Annotated in this window: 20 protein-coding genes and 2 riboswitches; of the genes, 7 read left to right on the plus strand and 13 right to left on the minus strand. The window is 69.0% G+C overall.

The window, feature by feature from the left end; translation table 11 throughout:
• Position 1: 1 nt before the first annotated feature.
• On the minus strand, positions 2-451 hold the full coding sequence (locus CAP38_RS06415) for a DUF2069 domain-containing protein (RefSeq protein WP_086120172.1): 450 nt from the start codon (positions 449-451) through the stop codon (positions 2-4).
• Between the two features lie 56 nt (positions 452-507).
• Here CAP38_RS06415 and CAP38_RS06420 point away from each other — a divergent pair, with 56 nt between their 5' ends.
• Entirely contained in the window at positions 508-1,776 is a 1,269-nt protein-coding gene (locus CAP38_RS06420) for a YihY family inner membrane protein (RefSeq protein WP_086120175.1), read from the plus strand.
• A gap of 5 nt (positions 1,777-1,781) precedes the next feature.
• On the opposite strand, the gene CAP38_RS06425 is transcribed toward CAP38_RS06420, so the two are convergent.
• The gene (locus CAP38_RS06425; RefSeq protein ID WP_086120177.1) at positions 1,782-2,618 is read right to left on the minus strand and encodes an alpha/beta fold hydrolase; all 837 of its coding nucleotides are present in this window, start codon (positions 2,616-2,618) and stop codon (positions 1,782-1,784) included.
• A gap of 2 nt (positions 2,619-2,620) precedes the next feature.
• The gene (locus CAP38_RS06430; protein ID WP_086120179.1) at positions 2,621-3,940 is read right to left on the minus strand and encodes an O-acetylhomoserine aminocarboxypropyltransferase; all 1,320 of its coding nucleotides are present in this window, start codon (positions 3,938-3,940) and stop codon (positions 2,621-2,623) included.
• 96 nt (positions 3,941-4,036) lie between these two features.
• Here CAP38_RS06430 and CAP38_RS06435 point away from each other — a divergent pair, with 96 nt between their 5' ends.
• From CAP38_RS06435 to CAP38_RS06445, 3 genes are read left to right on the plus strand one after another with little or no spacing between them, the layout of a single operon-like run.
• Positions 4,037-4,522, plus strand: coding sequence for a CBS domain-containing protein (locus CAP38_RS06435; RefSeq protein ID WP_086120181.1), 486 nt, complete (start codon positions 4,037-4,039; stop codon positions 4,520-4,522).
• 9 nt (positions 4,523-4,531) lie between these two features.
• A complete protein-coding gene (aroC, locus tag CAP38_RS06440) occupies positions 4,532-5,632 on the plus strand; it encodes a chorismate synthase (RefSeq protein ID WP_086120183.1) in 1,101 nt (366 codons plus the stop codon).
• Between the two features lies 1 nt (position 5,633).
• Positions 5,634-6,797: an MFS transporter gene (locus tag CAP38_RS06445; RefSeq protein ID WP_086120185.1), complete on the plus strand. Its 1,164-nt coding sequence runs from the start codon at positions 5,634-5,636 to the stop codon at positions 6,795-6,797.
• A gap of 4 nt (positions 6,798-6,801) precedes the next feature.
• On the opposite strand, the gene aroQ is transcribed toward CAP38_RS06445, so the two are convergent.
• Positions 6,802-7,260 (minus strand): type II 3-dehydroquinate dehydratase, encoded by a 459-nt coding sequence (gene aroQ / locus CAP38_RS06450; protein WP_086120186.1) that lies wholly within the window; start codon positions 7,258-7,260, stop codon positions 6,802-6,804.
• A gap of 24 nt (positions 7,261-7,284) precedes the next feature.
• Positions 7,285-8,106 (minus strand): shikimate dehydrogenase, encoded by an 822-nt coding sequence (gene aroE, locus CAP38_RS06455; protein ID WP_086120189.1) that lies wholly within the window; start codon positions 8,104-8,106, stop codon positions 7,285-7,287.
• A 79-nt stretch (positions 8,107-8,185) separates the two neighbouring features.
• Between aroE and CAP38_RS06460 the strand changes: the two genes are divergently transcribed.
• Positions 8,186-8,842, plus strand: coding sequence for a DsbA family oxidoreductase (locus tag CAP38_RS06460; protein WP_179188473.1), 657 nt, complete (start codon positions 8,186-8,188; stop codon positions 8,840-8,842).
• A gap of 14 nt (positions 8,843-8,856) precedes the next feature.
• On the opposite strand, the gene CAP38_RS06465 is transcribed toward CAP38_RS06460, so the two are convergent.
• Entirely contained in the window at positions 8,857-9,309 is a 453-nt protein-coding gene (locus tag CAP38_RS06465) for a MarR family winged helix-turn-helix transcriptional regulator (protein ID WP_086120193.1), read from the minus strand.
• Positions 9,310-9,360: 51 nt separating this feature from the next.
• Here CAP38_RS06465 and CAP38_RS06470 point away from each other — a divergent pair, with 51 nt between their 5' ends.
• Positions 9,361-9,897, plus strand: coding sequence for a PaaI family thioesterase (locus CAP38_RS06470; protein ID WP_086120194.1), 537 nt, complete (start codon positions 9,361-9,363; stop codon positions 9,895-9,897).
• Between the two features lie 12 nt (positions 9,898-9,909).
• Here the strand turns inward: CAP38_RS06470 and CAP38_RS06475 are convergent, their stop codons facing one another.
• The 5 genes from CAP38_RS06475 to CAP38_RS06495 form a co-directional block, all read right to left on the minus strand.
• On the minus strand, positions 9,910-12,069 hold the full coding sequence (locus CAP38_RS06475) for a tetratricopeptide repeat protein (protein ID WP_179188474.1): 2,160 nt from the start codon (positions 12,067-12,069) through the stop codon (positions 9,910-9,912).
• Positions 12,070-12,086: 17 nt separating this feature from the next.
• Entirely contained in the window at positions 12,087-14,015 is a 1,929-nt protein-coding gene (locus CAP38_RS06480) for a radical SAM protein (protein ID WP_086120197.1), read from the minus strand.
• A 79-nt stretch (positions 14,016-14,094) separates the two neighbouring features.
• Positions 14,095-15,360, minus strand: a complete 1,266-nt coding sequence (locus CAP38_RS06485; RefSeq protein ID WP_086120199.1) for a D-amino acid dehydrogenase — start codon at positions 15,358-15,360, stop codon at positions 14,095-14,097.
• 59 nt (positions 15,361-15,419) lie between these two features.
• Positions 15,420-15,524, minus strand: a riboswitch (glycine riboswitch).
• A gap of 1 nt (position 15,525) precedes the next feature.
• Positions 15,526-15,614, minus strand: a riboswitch (glycine riboswitch).
• A gap of 55 nt (positions 15,615-15,669) precedes the next feature.
• The gene (locus CAP38_RS06490) at positions 15,670-16,659 is read right to left on the minus strand and encodes a tripartite tricarboxylate transporter substrate binding protein (RefSeq protein ID WP_086120201.1); all 990 of its coding nucleotides are present in this window, start codon (positions 16,657-16,659) and stop codon (positions 15,670-15,672) included.
• 17 nt (positions 16,660-16,676) lie between these two features.
• On the minus strand, positions 16,677-17,837 hold the full coding sequence (locus CAP38_RS06495; protein ID WP_086121065.1) for a M20 aminoacylase family protein: 1,161 nt from the start codon (positions 17,835-17,837) through the stop codon (positions 16,677-16,679).
• A 148-nt stretch (positions 17,838-17,985) separates the two neighbouring features.
• Between CAP38_RS06495 and CAP38_RS06500 the strand changes: the two genes are divergently transcribed.
• Positions 17,986-18,894, plus strand: coding sequence for a LysR family transcriptional regulator (locus CAP38_RS06500; RefSeq protein WP_086120203.1), 909 nt, complete (start codon positions 17,986-17,988; stop codon positions 18,892-18,894).
• Positions 18,895-18,900: 6 nt separating this feature from the next.
• Here the strand turns inward: CAP38_RS06500 and gcvP are convergent, their stop codons facing one another.
• Positions 18,901-21,813, minus strand: a complete 2,913-nt coding sequence (gene gcvP / locus CAP38_RS06505; RefSeq protein WP_086120205.1) for an aminomethyl-transferring glycine dehydrogenase — start codon at positions 21,811-21,813, stop codon at positions 18,901-18,903.
• 37 nt (positions 21,814-21,850) lie between these two features.
• Positions 21,851-22,222, minus strand: coding sequence for a glycine cleavage system protein GcvH (gcvH, locus tag CAP38_RS06510; protein ID WP_086120207.1), 372 nt, complete (start codon positions 22,220-22,222; stop codon positions 21,851-21,853).
• Positions 22,223-22,255 lie beyond the last annotated feature (33 nt).

Genomic DNA, 22,255 nt, shown 5'->3' on the forward strand with positions numbered 1-22,255 from the left:
TTCAGGGCTGTCGCGGTGCGGCGGGCTGCACCCGGGCTTCGGCTTCGGCGGCGGCCGCCGCCGCATCGGCCGCCACGGCCTCCTTGCCGGCCGCCTTGAGCCGGATGCGCACATGCAGCGCACAGGCCACGAACAGGGCCAGGCACAGCAGGGTCTGCAGCACCGCCATCAGGGTGGAGGCGCCCGATTCGCCGCTGGTGGCCCGGACCACGCCCTCGGTGAAATACAGCCACACCAGCAGGCTGACCCAGCGGTAGGTGTACATGCGGTTCTTGAGCAGGCCGGCCAGCGGCAAGGCCAGCGGCAGCACCTTGAGGGCCCACCACGAGCCACCTGGGCGCAGCGGGGCCACCACCATTTCCCAGGCCAGTCCGGTGAGGATGAGTCCGATCAGGCTGGCAACGGCCAGCCAGCGGGTGGTCTGGACGGCGGCAAAGGGCTGGGTGGTCATGGCGGTGTGCGGGGAAGCCGACGGGGGCGGGCAGGGCGGGCTGGCATGATACCGGGATGACCCTGTCCGACCGGCTCGCTGCGGCCGAATCCCTGCTGCGCACCCTGGGGCGCAACGCCCGCCGTTTCCCCTGGCGCAACACGGCCATGACCCTGCGCGAACGCTTTCGCGAAGACCGCCTGGGCGTCACCGCCAGCAGCCTGACCTTCACCACCACCATCTCGCTGGTGCCGCTGTTCACCGTGGCGCTGGCGGTGTTCAGTGCCTTCCCCATGTTCGACCGGCTGCAGGTCACGCTGCAGCGCTGGCTGGTGCAGAGCCTGGTGCCGGACAACATCGCCCGCCAGGTGCTGACCTACCTCAACCAGTTCTCCAGCAAGGCCTCGCAGATGGGGTGGGCCGGCGCACTGGTGCTGCTGGTGACGGCCCTGGCCCTGATCCTGACCATCGACCGCAAGCTCAACGACATCTGGCGCGTTCGCCAGCCGCGTTCGCTGACCCAGCGCGTGCTGGTGTACTGGGCGGTGCTCACCCTGGGGCCGCTGCTGCTGGCCGGCAGCGTCACCGTGACGTCCTATGCCATTGCCTACTCCAGGGGCGTGCCCGGCAGCCTGACCGGCTCGGTGCGCCTGCTGCTCGACTCGCTGCAGCTGGTGCTGGTGACCGGCGGGCTGGCGGCGCTTTATCACTATGTGCCGCACACCCGGGTGCGCTGGTCGCATGCGCTGGTCGGCGGTCTGTTTGCCGCCACCGCGCTGGAGCTGGCCAAGCAGCTGCTGGGCTGGTACCTCAAGGCGGTGCCGACCTATTCGCTGGTCTACGGCACCTTCGCCACGCTGCCCATCCTGCTGATCTGGTTCTACGTGGCCTGGGTGATCGTGCTGCTGGGCGCAGTGGTCACCGCCTACCTGCCCAGCCTGCTGGCCGGTGTGGCCCGGCGGGGCGACACCCCCGGCTGGAGTTTCCAGCTGGCGCTGGAGGTGATGGAGCGCCTGCTTGCCGTGCGGGACACTGCCCCCCGGGGGATGAGCCTGGAAGCCCTGGCCCAGGCCCTGCGGGTCGATGCGCTGCAGCTGGAGGAACCGGTCGGGGCCCTGGTGGCGCTGGACTGGCTGGGCCGCCTGCACGAGGAGGGCGAACGGTATGTGGTGCTGATCGATCCGGCGGCCACATCCATGGCCCCGCTGGTCGAGCGTCTGCTGCTGACGCGGCAGGCCAGCACGCTGCGCTTCTGGGACCAGAGCCGCTGGGCCGATCTGACGCTGGCCCAGGCGCTCACGCCCGGCGTGCTGCCCCCGGGCGCCCCGCCGGTCGTCAACGCCTGATCCGGTCAGGCCGGCAGCGCGCTGCGGCGCTGCAGGAAGTCGCGCAGGGCGAACAGGGTGGCGTCGGGCGCTTCGGTCATCTGGTGGTGGCCCACCGGCACCCGGGTCACCTCCACCGTGCGGCCAGCGGCGCGTGCGGCGTCGATCAGCCCCAGGGCGGCCTTCGGAGGCGTCATCTGGTCGGTCGAGCCCAGCACGAACAGCACCGGGCAGCGGCCGTTCTGCATGGCCGCCTCGCCACCCGCGTAGCTGTCGCAGGCCACGAAGCCGCGGTGGAACACGTTCACCGCCGGGTTGCTGCGCAGCACCCGCCGGCCCAGGGCCATGCCGGCGCCGAACACCCAGGTGCCCGGGCCCAGCGCCGAGGGCGGCGCGGCCAGGGTGCTGCGCGAGAACACATTGACCATGCGCAGCGCCTTTTCGGGCTCTTCCAGCGAGGCCTGGATGAGGGCCGGCGACACCTTCATCGGGTAGGCCGTCCCCACCAGCACCAGATGGCTGATGCGCTCGGGGAAGAGGGCAGCGGCTTCCATGGCAATGAGCGATCCCCAGCTGTGGCCGACCAGTGCGGCCTGCGGCACGCCGGCGGCATCCAGCAGCGCGCCCACGAAGTCGGCCGCCGCCTCCACCGACGCCGGGGCTTCGCCCTGGCTGCGGCAGTGGCCCGGCAGATCGACGGCCAGCACATTGAAGCCGTGGTGCGCCAGGTAGCGGCTCTGCAGGGCCCAGACGCTGTGGTCGTTGAGCACGCCGTGGATCATGACCACGGTGGGCCTGGCGGCATCGAAGGGCTTGCCGCCGGTGTAGACGTAGGTGCGCGCACCGTTGACGGTGAGTTCCATGCTCAGGCTGCCTTTTCTGCGGCCTTGAGGGCGCGCTTGAGGTCGTCGATCAGGTCGTCGGCATCTTCCAGGCCGATGGACAGGCGGATGGTGCCCGGACCGATGCCGGCGCCGGCCAGGGCCTCGTCGCTCATGCGGAAGTGGGTGGTGCTGGCCGGGTGGATCACCAGCGAGCGGCAGTCACCCACATTGGCCAGGTGGCTGAAGATCTTGAGCGACTCGATGAAGGCCTTGCCCTGGGCCCGGCTGCCGGCGATGTCGAAGCTGAACACCGAGCCCGCACCGCGCGCGCCGAAGCGCAGGATGCGTTCGGCCAGTGCATGGCTGGGGTGGGATTCGAGCAGCGGGTGGCCCACGCGCGAGACAAGCGGATGGCTGGCCAGGAACTGCACGACCTTCTCGGTGTTGGCCATGTGACGGTCCATGCGCATCGACAGCGTCTCGATGCCCTGCAGGATCAGCCATGCGGTGTGCGGGCTCATGCAGGCACCGAAGTCGCGCAGGCCCTCGCGCCGCGCGCGCAGCAGGAAGGCGCCCACCGTGGATTCTTCGGTGAACACCATGTTGTGGAAGCCGTCGTAGGACTCGCTGAGCTCGGCAAAGCGGCCGTCACGGGCGTGGGCCGCGTCCCAGTCGAAGCTACCGCCGTCGATCAGCACGCCGCCGATGACGGTGCCGTGGCCGCTCAGGAACTTGGTGGCCGAGTGATAGACCAGGTCGGCCCCCAGCTCCAGCGGGCGCACCAGGTAAGGCGTGGTCAGGGTGGAGTCGACCAGCAGCGGCACACCGGCCTCGCGCGCGATCTGGCCGATGGTGGGCATATCGAGCACGTCCAGGCCGGGGTTGCCCACGGTCTCGCCGAAGAACAGCCGGGTGTTGGGTCGCACGGCGGCCTTCCAGCCGTCGATGTCGCCGGGCTTGACGAAGGTGGTCTCGATGCCGAAGCGCCGCATGGTGTAGTGCAGCAGGTTCTGGCTGCCGCCGTACAGCGCGGTGCTGGCCACGATGTGCGAACCCGCGCCCATCAGCGTGGCCACCGCCAGGTGCAGCGCGGCCTGGCCGCTGGCCGTGGCAATCGCGCCCACGCCGCCTTCGAGCGCGGCCATGCGCTGCTCGAACACCGCGTTGGTGGGGTTGCTGATGCGGCTGTACACATGGCCCGCGCGCTCGAGGTTGAACAGGGCGGCTGCGTGGTCGCTCGACTCGAAGACGAACGAGGTGCTCAGGTGGATGGGCACGGCGCGCGCGCCGGTGGCGGGGTCGGGCTGGGCGCCGGCGTGCAGCGCCAGCGTGTCGAACCCGGGGTCGGAATGACCGGCCATGGGGGTGTCTCCTGATGTGGTTTCGCGAAGTATTGTGGGCTATATTGCTCCTCTGCCCGGTCGGGTGGACGACACAAGATTCCGAGGAGAACGGCCATGAAAGTCAGCGACATCCTGCGCGTCAAGGGCGGCACGCTCTACACCATCTCGCCGGAGGACTCACTGCAGCGAGCGGTGGACACCATGGCCCAGTACGACATCGGCTCGCTGGCCGTCATGGAGCACGGCGAACTGGTGGGCATGCTGACCTTCCGCGAGGTGATCCACACCCTGGCCCGCAATGGCGGCAGCCTGGGTGGCAAGGTGGTGCGCACCGTGATGGACGACCACCCCATGAGCTGCACCCCCGAGACCGAGCTCGATCAGGTCCGCCCCATGATGCTGGAAAAGCACACCCGCTACATGCCGGTCATGGACAACAAGATGCTCATGGGCGTGATCAGCTTCTACGACGTGGCCAAGGCGGTGGTCGACAGCCAGAACTTCGAGAACCGCATGCTCAAGGCCTACATCCGCGACTGGCCCCAGGACGAGGAAGGCGAAGCCGCCGGCGGCCAGACGACCGGTGCCGCTCGGGGATAATCGGGCCGCATGAGCGGCAACACCCTAGGCACCCTGTTTTGCGTCACCAACTTCGGTGAATCCCACGGCCCGGCCATCGGCTGCGTGATCGACGGGTGCCCGCCCGGCCTGGCGCTGACGGAAGCCGACATCCAGACCGACCTCGACCGCCGCCGCCCCGGCACGAGCCCCTTCGTCACCCAGCGCAACGAGCCCGATGCGGTGGAGATCCTCTCCGGCGTCTACCAGGGGCAGACCACCGGTGCCCCCATCGCCCTGCTGATCCGCAACACCGACCAGCGCAGCAAGGACTACGGCGACATCCTGCAGACCTTCCGGCCCGGCCACGCCGACTACACCTACTGGCAGAAATACGGCATCCGCGACCCGCGCGGTGGCGGCCGCAGCTCGGCCCGCCTGACCGCCCCCACCGTGGCCGCTGGCGCGGTGGCCCGCAAATGGCTGCGTGAGCGCCACGGCATCGAGTTCCGCGGCTGCATGACCCAGATCGGCGAGGTGGCCATCCCCTTCGAGGGCTGGGAGCATGTGCGCCACAACCCGTTCTTTGCGCCGGTGGCCGATGTGTCGGCCCTGGAGACCTACATGATGGCGCTGCGCAAGAGCGGCGATTCCTGCGGTGCCCGCATCCGCGTCACCGCCAGCGGCATGCCGGTGGGTCTGGGCGAGCCGCTGTATGACCGGCTCGATGCCGACATCGCCCACGCCATGATGGGCCTGAACGCGGTCAAGGGCGTGGAGATCGGCGCCGGTTTTGCCTGCGTGGCCGACAAGGGCAGCACCCACGGCGACAGCCTCACGCCCGAGGGCTTTGCGGCCAACAAGGCCGGCGGCGTGCTGGGCGGCATCAGCACCGGCCAGGACCTGGAGGTGTCGATCGCCATCAAGCCGACCAGCTCCATCCTGATCCCGCGCCAGAGCATCGATGTCAACGGCGAGCCCACCGAGCTCATCACCAAGGGCCGCCACGACCCCTGCGTGGGCATCCGCGCCACGCCGATCGCCGAGGCCCTGCTGGCCCTGGTCGTCATGGACCATGCGCTGCGCCACCGCGCCCAGTGCGGCGACGTGAGCACCGTCACCCCCGACATCGCCGAACGCCAGCGGAGCTGACATGGCCGCTGCCTCGGCGGTGCGGCCGTTCTCCTGGCTGAGCGCCAGCTATTTCGCGCACATCGGCTTCTTCAACCCGTACCTGCCGCTGTGGCTCAAGGAGCTGGGCTACGGCCTGCTGGCCATCAGCGTGCTCACCTCGGTGCAGTCCGCCACGCGGCTGTTCGCGCCCTACGGCTGGGGCTGGCTGAGCGACCACACCGGCGAACGGGTGCGGCTGCTGCGCTACGGCGCCACCGTGGCGCTGCTGGCCTCGCTGGGCCTGTGGTTCGACCTGGGCACCACCGGGCTGTTCCTGGTGCTGTTGATGATGTTCACCCACACCAGCGGCATGATGCCCATGAGCGAGGCCGCGCTGGCCCATCTGGTCAGCCGCGACGGCAGCTTCGATGCCCGCCGCTACGGCCGGGTGCGGGTCTGGGGCTCGATCGGTTTTCTGGTGACGGTGGTGGTGGCCGGCGCCTGGTTCGAGCACACCGGCATGAGCAGCTTCCCGGCCTGGACCCTGGCCACGCTGGCGGCCGTGGCGCTGAGCACCTGGCGCCTGCCCGATGCCCGCGAGCCGGTGCACATCGAGCAGGCCCGCCCGCGCATCTGGCCGGTCCTGCGCCAGCCGCCGGTGGCCTGGTTCTTCGCGGCGGTGTTCTTCCATGTGCTGGCGCACATCTTCATCTACATCTTCCTGTCGCTCTACCTGGACTCGCTGGGCTACAGCAAGACGGTGATCGGGTTGCTGTGGGCGCTGTCGGTGGCCATCGAGGTGGGCTGGTTCTTCACCCAGGGCCGCTGGCTGCCGCGGCTCACGCTGCCGGCCTGGCTGGTGCTGGCCGCCGGCCTCATGGCGCTGCGCATGGGCATCACCGCGTCACTGGCCTCGTCGCTGGCTGTGCTGGTGCTGGCGCAGGCGCTGCACGCCATCACCTTTGCGGCGCACCACACGGTGTGCATTGCGTGGATCAGCGAACACTTCCCCGGACGGCTGCGCGGGCGCGGCCAGGCCCTGTACGCGGTGCTGGGTTACGGCCTGCCCGGCGTGGTGGGCGGACTGATCGGGGGGCTGCTGAGCTCGGCCCTGGGCCTGGCCAGCGTGTTCTGGCTGTCGTCGGCCTGTGGCGCGGTGGCTGCGCTGTGCGCGCTGCGGGTGTGGTGGCTGCGGCGCAGCTGAAGCCTCAAGCCGCGCGGGCGCGCCGCGCCAGCCCTTCGATGGCCAGCTCGTAGCCGTCCACCCCAAAGCCCACCACGATGCCGGCGGCGGCCGGCGACACGTAGGAGTGGTGGCGGAAGCTCTCGCGCGCGTGCACGTTGGAGATGTGCACCTCGAACACCGGCAGCGGCTTCACCCCGCTGATGGCATCGAACAGGGCCACCGAGGTGTGGGTGAACGCGCCCGGGTTGAACACCACACCGGCCAGCTCGCCGCTGCGGTGGCGCACGCCGGCCTGGTGGATGGCGTCGATGAGGGTGCCTTCGTGGTTGCTCTGCAGGGCTTCGAGCGTGAAGCCCAGGCGCTCGGCCGTGGTGCGGCAGCGGGCTTCCACATCGGCCAGCGTGGTGGCGCCATAGACGCCCGGCTCGCGCGTGCCGAGCAGGTTCAGGTTGGGGCCGTTGAGCAGCAGGATGGCGGGCATGGAGGTCTCCGGAATGCTGGCACTTTAAACCAGCGGCACCGACAGGCTGCGGATGACGGCGGCGGTGGTGGGCCGCACGCCGCGCCACCACACGAAGGCTTCTGCTGCCTGTTCCACCAGCATGCCCACACCGTCGGCCAAGGCGGTCACGCCGGCCTGCTGCGCCTGCCGCAGGAAGGGCGTGAGACCCTTGCCGTAGACCATGTCGTAGGCCAGCGCACCGGGCGCGAACAGACCGGGCGGCAGCGGCAGCGTCTCGTTGTTCAGCCCGGCCGAGGTGGCATTGATGACCACATCGAAGGACTCGCCGGCCAGATCGGCATAGCCCCCGGTCTGCAGCGCGGCGTGGGCGGCGAAGTCGGTGCGCAGGGCGTGCGCCTTGTCGGCGCTGCGGTTGGCCACCACCAGCACCGCAGGGCCTTGCGCGGCCAGCGGCAGCAGTGCCCCGCGGGTGGCACCACCGGCGCCCAGCACCAGCACCCGCCGCCCGCGCAGGGCGTGGCCCAGGTTCACCTGGATGTCGTTCACCAGCCCCACGCCGTCGAAGTTCTCGGCCCAGATCCGCTCATCCTCGAACTTGAGCGCGTTGGCCGCACCGGCCAGGCGCGCCGCCTCGCTCGGGTCGGTGGCCAGGGCGCAGGCCTCCAGCTTGAAGGGCAGGGTGACATTCACGCCGCGACCGCCGCCGGCCCGGAAGGCCGCCACCGTGTCGGCAAAGCCTTCGAGCGGCGAGTCGATGGCGGTGTAGCTCAGGTCCTGCCCGGTGGCCTGCGCGAAGGCTGCGTGGATCTGGGGCGACTTGCTGTGGGCGATGGGATGGCCAATGACGGCGTAGCGGTCGGTCATGGAAGGGAGTCCGGAACGGAGGCAGGGGCTTGCGACAGCCCCGGATTGTCTCGCAGGCCTCGGGCCTAACATGCCGTCCATGAACACCTTGCACATCGATTTCGTCTCCGACGTCTCCTGCCCCTGGTGCGCCGTCGGCCTGGGCGCCCTGGAACAGGCACTGCAGAACCTGCAGGGCAGCGTGACGGCCGACATCAGCTTCCAGCCGTTCGAGCTGAACCCGCACATGGGTCCCGAGGGCCAGGACATCGGCGAGCACCTGACCCAGAAGTACGGCAGCACGCCCGAGCAGCAGGCCCAGATCCGCGAGACGATCCGGGCCCGGGGCGCCGAGGTCGGCTTCACCTTCAACCCCGGCGGTCGCGGCCGCATCTGGAACACTTTCGATGCCCACCGCCTGCTGCACTGGGCCGCCGAGGAAGGCGCATCAGGGCAGCAGATGGCCCTGAAGAAAGCCCTGCTGACGGCCTGCCACACCCGCAGCGAGGCCATGGGCCACCACGAGGTGCTGCTGGCCTGCGTGGCCGAAGCGGGGCTGGATGAGGACCGCGCCCGTGCCATCCTGGCCAGCGATGAATTCGCGCAGGAGGTGCGCGAGCGCCAGGCGTTCTACACCGGCAACGGCATCCATTCGGTGCCGGCGGTCATCGTCAACCAGCGCCACCTCATCTCCGGGGGGCAGCCGGCGGCGGTGTTCGAGCAGGCGTTGCGGCGCATCGCTGCAGGCGAGGTCTGAGCCCGGCGCGGGCATCAGCGCACCAGCGGTTCGGATCCGTCGTCGAGCGCCGCCATGCTGGCGTCCAGCAGGCGGTGCAGGGCCACCACCTGTTCAACGCCCAGCTTCTGGTTCAGGGCCGTCTGGGCCGCCTTCCAGGCGCGCTGTCCTTCGGCGCGCAGCGCTCGGCCGGCGTCGGTGGCTTCGATCAGCCGGCTGCGTGCGTCGTCCCCGGCGCCCACCACCAGCCATCCCTGCGCCACCATGGGCTGGAGATTGCGCGTCAGGGTCGACGCATCCAGCTGCAGGCGCCGGGCCAGATCACCCGGACGGATCGGTCCGAGCTTGACCACATGCGAGAGCAGGGCGTACTGGGTGTTCTTCAGGCCCACCGCGGCCATGTGCTGGTCGTAATGGCGCGTCACCATGCGACCCAGTTGCCGGATCTTGAAGTTGGTGCAGCCTTGCGGCAGGACGTTTTCTTTCATGCTATAAATTGCAGATAAAACGATTGTAGATGCAATAGAAAAGGAGATGTCATGTCGGTACAGCGGACCCTCGAAGAATGGCAGCAGGCCGAGCGGCACGTGCGCAGCCGCCTGGGCGATTCTGGCACTGCCCCGCGCGAAAAGGTGTTCGGCATGACCGGCATGGAGGTGTTCGCCGCCATCTTTGCCGGAGACCTGCCGGCACCGCCGATTGGCGAGACCATGGACTTCGTGCCGGTGCACATGGAACCGGGTCTGGCGGTGTTCCAGGGCAAGCCGCAACAGCGCCACTACAACCCGCTGGGCACGGTGCACGGCGGCTGGTTCTGCACCTTGCTCGATTCGGCGGTGGGTTGTGCGGTGCACACCATGCTGCCTGCGGGCCAGGGCTACACCACGCTGGAACTGAAGGTGAACATGCTGCGTCCGCTCACCGATGCGGTGCCGCTGGTGCGGGCCGAGGGTCAGGTGATCCATGCGGGCCGGCAGGTGGCCACGGCCGAAGGCCGCATCCTGGGTCCGGACGGCAAGATCTACGCCCATGCCACCACCACCTGCCTGATCTTCGATCACGCCCGCAGCGCATGAGCACCGCCCTGATCACCCTGCCCGGAGGTCCTTGAGTGGAGCACCCGCTGCCTTGAGATCCTGCATCTGCCGGTACAGCGACTCTAGCTGGCTTGCCGTGCGCGCCGTGTCGAACAGGCGCGACGATCCCACGGTGCCGGTCAGCCGCGTCCGCAGTGCCCGAAGCCCCTCGGGATCCCTGGCCCAGGCCACGGCCTGCTGCACGTAAGCCGCCGGTGTCGGTGCAATCAGCTCGTTCAGGCCCGCGCTGCGCAGCACGCTGGTGCACATGCGTGCCGAGAAGGTCCTTCCTTCCAGCGTGAGGATGGGCAGGCCTGCCCGCAGGGCATCACTGGCCGTGGTGCCCGAGCTGTACGGTGTCGTGTCCAGGTACAGGTCTGCCAGCGCCATGCGTTCCAGGTAGTCGATGCGATCGACTCGCCCAGCAAAGTGCAGGCGATCCGGTCCGATGCCTGCCCTGGCCAGGGCTGCTGCAAGGTGGCCGCGGCTGTCGGCATGGTCCGCGTACACCCACAGGTGACTGCGCGGTGCCTTCTGCAGGATGTCGATCCACATGGACAACGTGGCCGGGCTGATCTTGAAGCTGTTGCTGAAGCAACAAAACACGAAGGCGTCACCAGGGATGTCGTGATCCTCACGGCATGTGTTGCCGGCGATGGGCTTCCAGGCGTCGTTGGCTTGGTAGGCATCCATCCAGGCCACGTGTTCGGTGTAGTGAGTCCGCAGCTCGGCAGGAATTAGCGCGTCATCGGCCAGGATGTAGTCCATCGCCGGGATGCCGCTGGGGCCGGGGTAGCCCAGATAGCTGACCTGCACCGGTGCCACCCGCGCGGCGAACAGGTCGGCCCGGTTGTTCAGGGTGTGCCCGCCCAGATCCACCGCAATGTCGATGCCCGCTGACCGGGCCCGCTCCTGAATCATCGCCACCGGTTGACCTACCACATCGTGGAAGTGGTCGGCCGCTAGCCGGACGCGGTCCAGCCCAGGAGAGGGAGGTTGTGGACCTGTCAGGAAAACATGAACTTCCACCGCCTCGCGGTTGTGCGCCTCCAGCGTCGGCGCCAGGAGGTAGGTGACCGGATGCTCGCCCCAGTCGGCCGCAAAGTAGCCTACCCGGATCCGCCGGGTGGTGGTTCCTGCGGTCGGAAGCATGCCGACTGCTGGGGGCGTTCCCAGTCGATGAGCTACGAAGTTTTCGGTGGCCTGGAGCACCACGGCCGGATCGTCCTGCGTCAGGATGGCCTCGAACGGTGTCAGCGCGGCATTTCCCTCGGCCAGCGCTGCCTTCAGCAGGATCTGCTCCTCCTGTTCGCTGTCCAAGTCGCAAATATGTCGCCGGGCCATCAGCCGGCCGCCACGGCAGGCGTGCAGCGTGGGATCGAGCCGGAGCGCCTCGCTGAAATGCTGGATGGCCTCGGTGTGCCGGCGCGTGCCGTTGAGCAGCTGGCCCAGATTGGCATGGCCCAGCGCATTCCCGGGTTGCAGTTCGATGACCCGCCGGAAGCACTGCTCAGCCCGGCTGGATTCCCGTAGTGCGTCATGTGCAGCGCCCAGGTTCATCCACACGAGCGGGTCGGAGGGGTCCATGCGCCCCGCCTCCTCCAGATGCGCGACCGCCTCCCGCACTTCGTTGTTCCGGACATGCGCCGCGGCCAGATTGATGCGGATCTGCCGCACCTGCGGCGCCTGCCGCAGTGCCTCCTGAAAATCGCTGATGGCCTCACTGAGCCGGTGCAGGTCGAACAGGGCATTGGCGCGGTTGTAGAGGTAGTCGGCCCGGCCAGGCTGCAAGGCCAGGGCTGCCTCGAAGCAGGCGAGCGCCTCGTCTGCCCGGCCCAGCCCGCGCAATGCTTCCCCCTTGTTGGTGAGGGCGCCGGCATTGGGCTGTTCCAGCGCCAGCGAACGGTCGCAGGCCTCGACGGCTCGGGCGTGTTCACCCAGCTGGTTGAGCAGGTAGGCCAGATTGCACAGCACATCCGGCTGTTGCGGCGCGCGCTGGAGCGAGGCTTCCAGCAGTCGCCGTGCCTCCTGCAGATTGCCGCGCTGAAGCTCTGCGATGCCCCACTGATTCATGATGCCCGGATGATCCGGCTGTAGCGCCAAGGCCATCCGGTAGCCCTGGATGGCGGCGTCCAGGTGGCCGGACCGATGCGCCTGCAGGGCACCTTGCATGATCTGTTGAAGTGAATTCATGGAGCGGACGAAGAGGTCTGCAGCGCCCGCGCAATCCGGTGCTTCTTCACCGTGGGCCGGGGCACCGGATGGGGCAGGTGGCTGAACCAGGCGCGCACGTCCTCGTCCAGTCCCACGCCGTGCATGTAGTTGTAGAGCGCCTTGCGCAGGCCGGTGCCCAGAGCATCGTGGTCGACGCCGGTGGGATCGACAAAGCCGATGTCGTTGCGCGCGAAGGTGACCGGTGGCAGCGGGATGAGTTCGATGCCGTAGTCCTGCGGATTCAGCCCCACCGGTGAGTGCACCGTGCAGCTGAAGCGGTGGAAGAAGCCGCTCTGGATGCAGCCGTTCTCGAACAGCTGGCGCACGTATTCCAGCGCGTCCACCGTGTCCTGCACCGTCTGGGTCGGGAAGCCGTACATCAGGTACGCATGCACCAAGATGCCAGCGTCGCTGAAGCCCTTGGTGACCCGGGCCACCTGCTCCACCGACACGCCCTTCTTCATCAGGTTGAGCAGCCGGTCGCTGGCCACTTCCAGCCCGCCGCTCATGGCGATGCAGCCGCTGTCGGCCAGCAGTTGGGCCAGTTCGGGGGTGAAGGTCTTCTCGAAGCGGATGTTGCCCCACCAGCTGATGGGCAGGCCGCGCTGGAGCAGCTCTTCGGCCAGGGCCTTGAGCGCCTTGGGGGGTGCCGCTTCGTCGACGAAGTGGAAGCCGGTCTGGCCGGTTTCCTCCACGATGCGTTCGATGCGGTCGGCCAGGGTCTGGGCGGTGGCGGTCTCGTAGCGGCCGATGTAGTCAAGGCTCACATCGCAGAAGCTGCACTTCTTCCAGTAGCAGCCGTGGGCCACGGTCAGCTTGTTCCAGCGGCCGTCGCTCCAGAGCCGGTGCATGGGGTTGAGCATGTCCACCAGGCTGAGGTAACGGTCCAGCGGGAGGCCGTCCCAGGTGGGGGTGCCCACATCCTCGAAGGGCACATCGGGTTCGGCGAGGTTGATGTACTGCACCTGGCCTTCGTCGTTGCGCACGAAGGTGCGCACCAGCCGCTGCCGGCCGCGCTTGCCCTGCAGGTGCTCCAGCAGCGCCAGCAGCGGGCGTTCGCCGGCGTCCAGGGTCACGAAGTCCACGAAGTCGAACAGGCGTGGCTCCCGCAGGTCGCGCAGCTCGGTGTTCACATAGCCGCCCCCCAGGGCGATGTGCACCTCCGGATGCTGTGCCTTGATGGTCTGGGCGATGCGCAGGGCGGCGTACACCGCGCCGGGGAAGGGCACCGACAGCAGCACCAGCGTGGGTCGGTGCTGTTCGATCGCCTGCAGCGTGAGGCGCTGCAGGATCTCGTCGATGAGCGTTGGGGGCGCCGCCAGCGCCTGGGCCAGCGGCCCGAAGCTGGGCTGGCTGCTGGCCAGCGATTCGGCATAACGCACGAAGGCGAAGCGCTCGTCCACCGCATCGCGGATCACGTCGGCCAGGTCGTCCAGGTACAGGGTGGCAATGTGGCGGGCTTTGTCCTGCACACCCAGGGCACCGAAGGCCCAGGCCAGCGGATCGCCCGATCCGTCGTCCTCGTACTGTTCCAGCGCGGCAAAGCGTGGCCCTTCGGGCAGCAGCTCGCGCGCGGCAATGCGATGGGCCAGCGTGCTGTCGCGGCCCTGCAGGAAGGCGATGGTGGGGCCGATGGTGCGGCGGTAGCGCGCGAAGTCGGCCAGGAAGGCCTGCACGCTCGGGCTGCGCTGCTTCAAGGGCAAGGCGTCGGCCCGCTGCCGGATGGCGTCCAGCCCGCTCGGCTGGAACAGCGCCAGCACCAGGGCCAGGGCCAGATCGGTCTGGTGCGCGTCCACCCCGCGCGAGCGCAGGAAGCCGGTGAGGTAGGCGGTGGAGGGGTAGGGCGTGTTGAGCTGCGTCATCGGCGGGATGACGGAGAGCACGCGCAGCGGGTCGGTGGACATGGGGCGGTTCAGGGGAAGCCGGCAGTGTACCGGCGCCCCCTGCGCCCCATGGTCCGCAGGGGCAGGCTGGTGGTCCGGTTCAGCGGGCGCTGGCCGGCAGCACCAGGCCGCCGTGCAGGCGCGGCTGGCGGGCCTCGCCCCACTGCTGCACCGTCTCGGCCACGGCTTCGGCGGTGGCGGCCGACAGCGTCCAGCCGAGGTGGCCGTGGCCGGTGTTGTAGAACACGTTGGCGCGGCGGCCGGGGCCCACGCGCGGCATCATGTCCGGCATCATGGGCCGCAGGCCGGCCCAGGGCACCACCTGGCGGGTGCTCACGCCGGGGAAGCACTGGTTCACCCAGCGCACCAGCGGGGCGATGCGGTCGGCGCGGATGTCGCGGTTCACGCCGTTGAACTCGGCCGTGCCGGCCACCCGGAAGCGGCCGTCGCCCAGGCGGCTGGTCACCAGCTTGGTCTCGTCGTCCAGCAGGCTCACCGTGGGGGCGGCTTGCTGGCTGGCTTCATCGAGCAGGTTGACCGTGATGCTGTAGCCCTTGACCGGGTAGATGTTGACCCGGTCGCCCAGCTGGGCGGCCACATCGCGGCTGACCACACCGGCACAGACCACGATGCCGTCGAAGGTGCGCGGGCCGTCTTCGCCGGCGATCCACACCCGGGCCTTCTCGCCGTCGCTCTGCACCTTCGTCACTTCGACGCCGCAGACCATCTTCGCGCCGCGCTTCTCGGCGGCCTGGGCCAGGCCGTTGGTGTAGCGGTGGATGTCGCCGGTGGCGTCGCTCTCGGTGTAGAAGCCGCCGTAGTAGGAGCCGGCCAGCGTGGGTTCGATGGCCTTCATTTCTTCGGGGGTCACCGCGCGGCGCGGCAGGCCGCCTTCGGCCAGCAGCTCGCTCACCCGGGCGGCGTGTTCGAAGCCGTCGCGGTGGCGGTAGATGTGCAGGATGCCGGCCTTCTTGACATCGAAGTCGATGCCCTCGGCCTCGGCCCAGCCGAACAGGTGTTCGCGTGCCGCAATCGCCAGCCTGGCGGTGGCCACGGTGTTCTGCCGGTAACGCGGGATGCTGGCCGCGAACTCGGCAAACCAGCTCAGCTTGTGCCAGCTCGGGCGCGGGTTGACCAGCAGCGGTGCATCGGGCCGGAACATCCACTTCAGGCCCTTCCACAGGGTGGAGGGGTGGGTCCAGGTCTCGGCGTTGCTGGCCGAGAGTTGGCCGCCGTTGGCGAACGAGGTTTCCATCGCCGGGTAGCGGTGGCGCTCGAACAGGGTGACGGAAAAACCGCGGCGGGTCAGGGCATAGGCGGTGGTGACACCGGTGATGCCGCCGCCGATGATGGCGATCGAAGGCATGGATCAGGCTCCAGAAACGTCATGGGGGAATGGGTCCGCCCGACCCGGATGGCCTGGCGGACGCCCCCTCTGTTTGGAACCTGAGAGATTCATGGCACGCGGGGTGCCACTTGCTCCTGCGGTGTGTCCGTGGACGAAACGGACCGCTCTTCAGAGTGTGTCTGACGGCACCGACCGGTCCTGGGGCCTGAGAGTTTCCGGGGCGGTTGCTCCTTCGGCGCCGGCCTGTGGCCGGGCTCTCCCGATGCGGTGCCCTCCCGAAGGAGGAGCCACGAGTTTAACCGTGGCGGGTGGGGTATGGATCCCGGTTTATTGCGCCTGCAGGTTGATGGAGCGGGCGATGCCGCGGAACTGGGTGATGCCGTCCGCATAGGCCTTGCCCACGGCGGTCAGCGGCAGGGGTGCGGCCACCAGCTGGCTGTTGTTCTCCAGCTGGGTGCGCACGGCCGGATCCGACAGCGTGTCGGTGATGGCCTTGTGCAGCGCGGTCACCACCGGCTCGGGCGTGTCCTTGCGCACGAAGTAGCCGGTCCAAATGTTGAACTGGAAGTCCTTGAGCGCCTTGCTCTCGCTGATGGCCGGGTAGTCCTTCACGCCGTCGAGCCGCTGGCCGTTGAGCATGGCCAGCACCTTGACCCGGCCCTGCTTGTGCATCTCGTCGTACTTGCGGCCGTAGGGTGCGAGGAAGATGTCGACCTGACCGCCCATGAGGTCCTGATCGGCCGGGGCCGCGCCCTTGTAGGGGATGTGGATCATGGGAATGCCGGTGACCTTGGACAGGTGCTCGCCCAGCAGGTGGTAGAACGAGCCCGGCCCGACGCTGGCAAAGGTGATGGGACGGCCGGCCGCTGCCGCCTTGCGGGCGTGTTCCAGCAGCTCATCCACATTGTTGGCGGGAATGTCCTTGCGGGCCACGAAGGCGATCTGCGCGGTGGCGATCATCTGCACCAGCCGGAAGTCCTCGCTCTTGAACTTGATGGAGCCGATGGCCAGCGGCGCCAGGATCAGCTCGTTGGGCGAGCCCTGGAACACCACATGGCCGTCGGCCGGCTGCGACAGCAGCTTCTGGGCCGCGATGGATCCGCTGGCGCCACCCAGGTTCTCCACGATCACCGGCTGGCCGAGGGACCTGGACAGCGCGTTGTTCACGCTGCGGGCGATCACGTCCGACAGGCCGCCGGCCGGGTAGGGCACCAGCAGCGTGACCGGGCGGTTGGGAAAGGTCTGGGCCGATGCGGCGGCGCAGCCCGCCAGCAGCAGGCCGGCCAGCAGCGGGCGAAGGCGTTGAATGACGTTCATGGCAGTCTCCTCGTTTCTCAGGGTTGGGGGGAAAGCAGGTCTTCTGCCAGCGCCACCCAGTAGCGGGCGCCGGTGGGTATGTTGGCATCGTTGAAGTCGTAGCCGGGGTTGTGGACCATGCACGCGCCGTGCTGGTCGCCCGCGCCGTTGCCGATCAGCAGGTAGCTGCCGGGCACGCGCTGCAGCATGAAGGCGAAGTCTTCGCTGCCGGTGAGCATGGGGCCCTCGGCCTGCACCTGGTCGGCCGGGAAATGGCGCTGCGCCACCGCCAGTGCGCGCCGGGTCTGCTGCGCGTCGTTGACCAGCACCGCATAGCCGGGACGCCAGTCGATGTGTGCCTGCACGCCGAAGCTCTGCGCCTGCGCGGCCACCAGCTCGCGGATGCGCTGCTCCAGCAGCGTGCGCACGGCGGGGTCGAGGGCGCGCACGCTGAGCTCCAGCCGCACCGCGTCGGGGATCACGTTGTTGGCCTTGCCGCCCTCGATGGCGCCCACGGTGATCACCGCCGGCTGCAGCGGATCGACGTTGCGCGACACCACCGTCTGAAGTGCCAGCACCACCGAAGCGGCGGCCACGATGGGGTCATTGGCGCGGTGCGGCATGGCGCCGTGACCCCCGGTGCCCTGCAGGGTGATGGTGGCGTAATCGGACGAGGCCATCATGGGCCCGCTGCGGAACACCAGATGGCCTTGCGGCACCCCCGGCATGTTGTGCATGGCAAAGACCGCGTCGCACGGGAAGCGCTCGAACAGGCCGTCTTCCATCATCTTCAGGGCGCCGCCCCCGCCTTCTTCGGCCGGCTGGAAGATCAGGTGCAGCGTGCCGTCAATGCGACCGTGCAGCGCCAAGTGCCGGGCGGCGGCCAGCAGCATGGCGGTGTGACCGTCGTGGCCGCAGGCGTGCATGCAGCCGGCATGCACGCTGCTCCAGGCGGCCCCGCTGGCCTCGGTGATGGGCAGGGCGTCCATGTCGGCCCGCAGGCCGATGCAGCGCGTGCTGTCACCGCGCTGCAGCCGGCCCACCACGCCGGTGCCGCCCACGCCCTCGGTCACGTGGTAGCCCCAGTGGCGCAGCTGCGCCGCCACCACGCCGGCGGTGCGGTGTTCGGCAAAGGCCAGCTCGGGATGGCGGTGCAGGTCCCGGCGCAAGGCCACGAACTCGGCGAACCCGCCCGGCACGGCTTCGGGTGCGGTGGCGGCGGTCGGTTCCAGGGCGGTGGTGCTCACGGCGGTTCTCCGGATGAAGTTTTCTGCATGCTAGGTCCGACAAAAACCCAAGTCCAATGCATTGCAAGTCAATAATCGATGCATTCGAGTGGAGGTTTTCATGACGCTCACCCAGCTTCGCCATCTGGTCGGCCTGGCCCAGGCCGGCTCCTTTGCCCAGGCGGCGCGCCTGCTGTTCCTGACCCAGCCGGCGCTCAGCCGCAGCATCCAGGCGCTGGAAGACGAGCTGGGTGCGCCCCTGTTCGACCGCCTGGGCCGGCGCATTGCCCTCACCCCGCTGGGTCAGGAGGTGCTGGAGCGGGCCCGTCGGCTGGTCTCCGAGGCCGAGGCCCTCAAGCAGGTCAGCCAGGGCTTGCAGGCCGGCCTGATCGGTCGGCTGCGGGTGGGCTTGAGTTCGGCGCCCGGCGTGCTGCTGTCACGCCCCTTGCTGGCCCACATGGCCCGGCACCACCCGCGCCTGCAGGTGGAGATTTCGCGCGGCAACACCTCGGTGCTGATCGATGCGCTGCGCGAGCAGCGGCTGGACGCGGCCGTGGTCGACGTGCGCTCGGTGCGGCCGGCGGCCGATCTGCGGATCGATCAGGTCTTCGAGCTGTCGGCCGGCTTTCTGGTGCGGCCCGGTCATCCCCTGCTGCGCCGGCGCAAGGCGCTGTCGTTCGGCGATGTGCTGGCCTATCCCATGGCCTCCACCCCGCTGAGCGACGAGGTGGCCCGGCTGCTGATGGCCCGGTACGGCGCGCAGGCCAACCCGGACGACTGCGTCACCCTGCGCAGCGACGAGACCCACCACCTGGTGGAGGTGGCCCGCCACAGCGATGTGGTGGTGCTCACGGTGTGCGCTGCCGCACCGGGGCTGGTGCCGGTGCCGCTGCAGCCGGCCTTCGATGCCACCGGCCGCTTCGGCATGGTCACGCTGGCGCGGCGTTCGGCCGCACCGGCCTTGCGCATCGTGCGCGAGGCGTTGCCGTCCTGGCTGCCGGCCGACGCGGTGTCGGCCGGCCCCGCGTGAGGCGGCTCAGTACTCGCTCAGCGGCACGCAGCTGCAGAACAGGTTGCGGTCGCCATAGACGTTGTCCACCCGGCCCACCGACGGCCAGTACTTGGTCCCGGGGCGGTCGGCCTTGAGGGTGGAAGCCACCTCGCGGCTGTAGGGGTGGGTCCATTCGCCGGCCATGAGGCTGGCGGCGGTGTGCGGCGCGTTCTTCAGCGGGTTGTCGTCCTGCGGCCAGGTGCCGTTCTCGACCAGCCGGATCTCCTCGCGGATGGCGATCATGGCGTCGATGAAGCGGTCCAGCTCCTCCAGGGTCTCGCTCTCGGTGGGCTCGACCATCAGGGTGTTGGCCACCGGGAAGCTCAGGGTGGGGGCATGGAAGCCGTAGTCCATCAGGCGTTTGGCCACGTCCTCGGCCATCACGCCGCAGCTGTCCTTGAAGTGGCGCAGGTCCAGGATGCATTCGTGGGCCACATGGCCGTTCTCGCTGGCGTACAGCGTGGGGAAGTGGCCTTTCAGGCGCTGGCTGATGTAGTTGGCCGACAGGATGGCGACTTCGGTGGCGCCCTTCAGGCCTTCGGCGCCCATCATGCGGATGTACATCCACGAGATCGGCAGCACCGCCGCGTTGCCCAGCGGCGCGGCCGAGACGGCCCCCACGCCATTGACCGGCACGCCGCCGGTGGCATGGCCCGGCAGGAAGGGCACCAGGTCTTCGACCACGCACACCGGGCCCACGCCCGGGCCGCCGCCGCCGTGCGGGATGCAGAAGGTCTTGTGCAGGTTGAGGTGGCTCACGTCACCGCCGAACTCGCCCGGGGCGGCCACGCCCACCAGGGCATTCATGTTGGCACCGTCCACATACACGCGGCCGCCGTGCTGGTGCACCAGGGCGCACAGGTCCTTGACCTGGGTCTCGAACACACCGTGGGTGCTGGGGTAGGTGATCATCACGGCGGCCAGGTTGGCGCTGTGCTGCTCGCACTTGGCCTTGAGGTCGGCCATGTCCACGTTGCCGTTCTCGTCGCACTGGGTCACCACCACCTGCATGCCCACCATCTGCGCGCTGGCCGGGTTGGTGCCGTGGGCGCTGCTGGGGATCAGGCAGATGTTGCGGTGGCCTTCACCGCGCGAGCGGTGCCAGGCCTGGATCACCAGCAGGCCGGCGTACTCGCCCTGCGAGCCGGCATTGGGCTGCAGGCTGATGCCGGCGTAGCCGGTGGCCTGGCACAGCCAGTCGCGCAGCTGCTGGTCGAGCAGGCGGTAGCCTTCGCGCTGGTCCGCCGGGGAAAACGGGTGCACGTTGGCAAACTCGGGCCAGGTGATGGGGATCATCTCGCTGGTGGCATTGAGCTTCATGGTGCACGAGCCCAGCGGGATCATGCTGCGGTCGAGTGCCAGGTCCTTGTCGGAGAGGCTGCGGATGTAGCGCAGCATGCCGGTCTCGGAGTGATGGCGGTCGAACACCGGGTGGGTCAGGAAGTCGCTGGTGCGGCGCAGTTCGGCCGGGATGCGCGGCTCGACGCCCTTCTCGAAGCCGTCGAAGGACGGGAGCGCCTGGCCCTCGGTGGCAAACACGCGCCACAGGGCGGCGATGTCGTCGCGGGTGGTGGTCTCGTCCAGCGTGATGCCGATGCGCCCGTCGCCGTGGTCGCGCAGGTTCATGCCGGCATCGAGCGCGCGGCGCACCAGGACCTCGGTGCGGTCGCCGGTCAGCACGGTGACGGTGTCGAACATCTGCGCGTGTTCCAGCCGCTGTCCCAGCTGCTCCAGACCCTGGGCCAGGATGGCGGTGTAGGCCGCCACGCGCTGTGCGATGCGCTTGAGGCCCTGGGGCCCGTGGTAGACCGCATACATGCTGGCCACCACCGCCGGCAGCACCTGTGCCGTGCAGATGTTGCTGGTGGCCTTCTCGCGGCGGATGTGCTGTTCACGGGTCTGCAAGGCCAGCCGGTAGGCCGGGTGGCCGTGGCGGTCCACGCTCACCCCCACCAGACGGCCGGGCATGCTGCGCTTGAAGGCGTCGCGGCAGGCCATGAAGGCGGCGTGCGGGCCGCCATTGCCCATCGGCATGCCGAAGCGCTGGGTGCTGCCCACCACGATGTCGGCACCGCCCTGGGCGCCGCCGCCGTCCCATTCGCCGGGCGGCTTGAGCAGGCACAGCGCGAGCAGGTCGGCGGCCACGATGTAGGCCGCACCCCGGGCGTGCACCTTGAGGGTGTCGCCGGTGTCGGTGCCCAGGCGGCCGGAGGTGGCCGGGTACTGCTCCATCACCGCGAAGTAGTCGTCGCGCTCGAGCAGCGCATCCCACTCGGCCTGGCTGTCGGCGGTGACCACCTCGATGCCCATGGGCTCGGCCCGGGTGCGGATGACTTCCAGCGTCTGCGGATGCACATCGCCGGCCACCACGAAGCGCTGGCCCCTGGCCTTGACCGACCGTTTGGCCAGGGTCATGGCCTCGGCGGCGGCGGTGGCCTCGTCCAGCATGGAGGCGTTGGCAATGTCCATGCCGGTGAGGTCGGTCACCATGGTCTGGAAGTTCACCAGGGCCTCCATCCGGCCCTGCGAGATCTCGGCCTGGTAGGGCGTGTAGGCGGTGTACCAGGCCGGGTTCTCCAGGATGTTGCGCAGGATCACGCCGGGCGTGTGGGTGCCATGGTAGCCCTGGCCGATGAAGCTCTTGACCAGCCGGTTCTTCTGCGCGATGCCCTTGAGTTCGGCCAGCGCCGCCGCTTCGGAGATGGCCGGCGGCAGCTGCATGCCGGTGCTGCGGGCGATGCTGCGCGGCACGATGGCCTCGATCAGGGCGCGGCGCGAGGCCTCGCCGATCACCGACAGCATGTGGGCCTCGTCGGCCGGGCCGATGCCGATGTGGCGGGCGATGAATTCGCTGGGGTTCTCAAGGTCGCCCAGGGGCTTGACGGAGGGCATCAGCATGGCGGTGTCCTGCGGGGTGGTGAAGAGCGGAGGGGGATCAGGCGTTGGCCGAGAAGGCGTCGTAGGCGGTCTTGTCGAGCAGGGCGTCGAGCTGCGACGGCTGCGACAGGCGCACCTTGAAGAACCAGCCGGCGGCCAGCGGGTCGCTGTTGGCCAGCGACGGGTCGGCGCGCAGGGCCTCGTTCACTTCCACCACCTCGCCGCTGACCGGCATGTAGACGTCGGCGGCGGCCTTGACCGACTCGACCACGCCGGCCACGTCCTTCTGGTTGAAGCTGCGGCCCACCTCGGGCAGGTCGACGAACACCACGTCGCCCAGCGCGTCCTGCGCATGGTGGGTGATGCCGACGATGGCGATGTCGCCATCCACGGTGATCCATTCGTGGTCTTCGGTGTACTTGGTGGTCATGTCGGGCTCCTGGTGAAGAAAGTAGGGGAACGA

It is taken from the genome of Hydrogenophaga sp. IBVHS2 (genome assembly GCF_002127215.1).
GTDB lineage: Bacteria > Pseudomonadota > Gammaproteobacteria > Burkholderiales > Burkholderiaceae_C > Hydrogenophaga.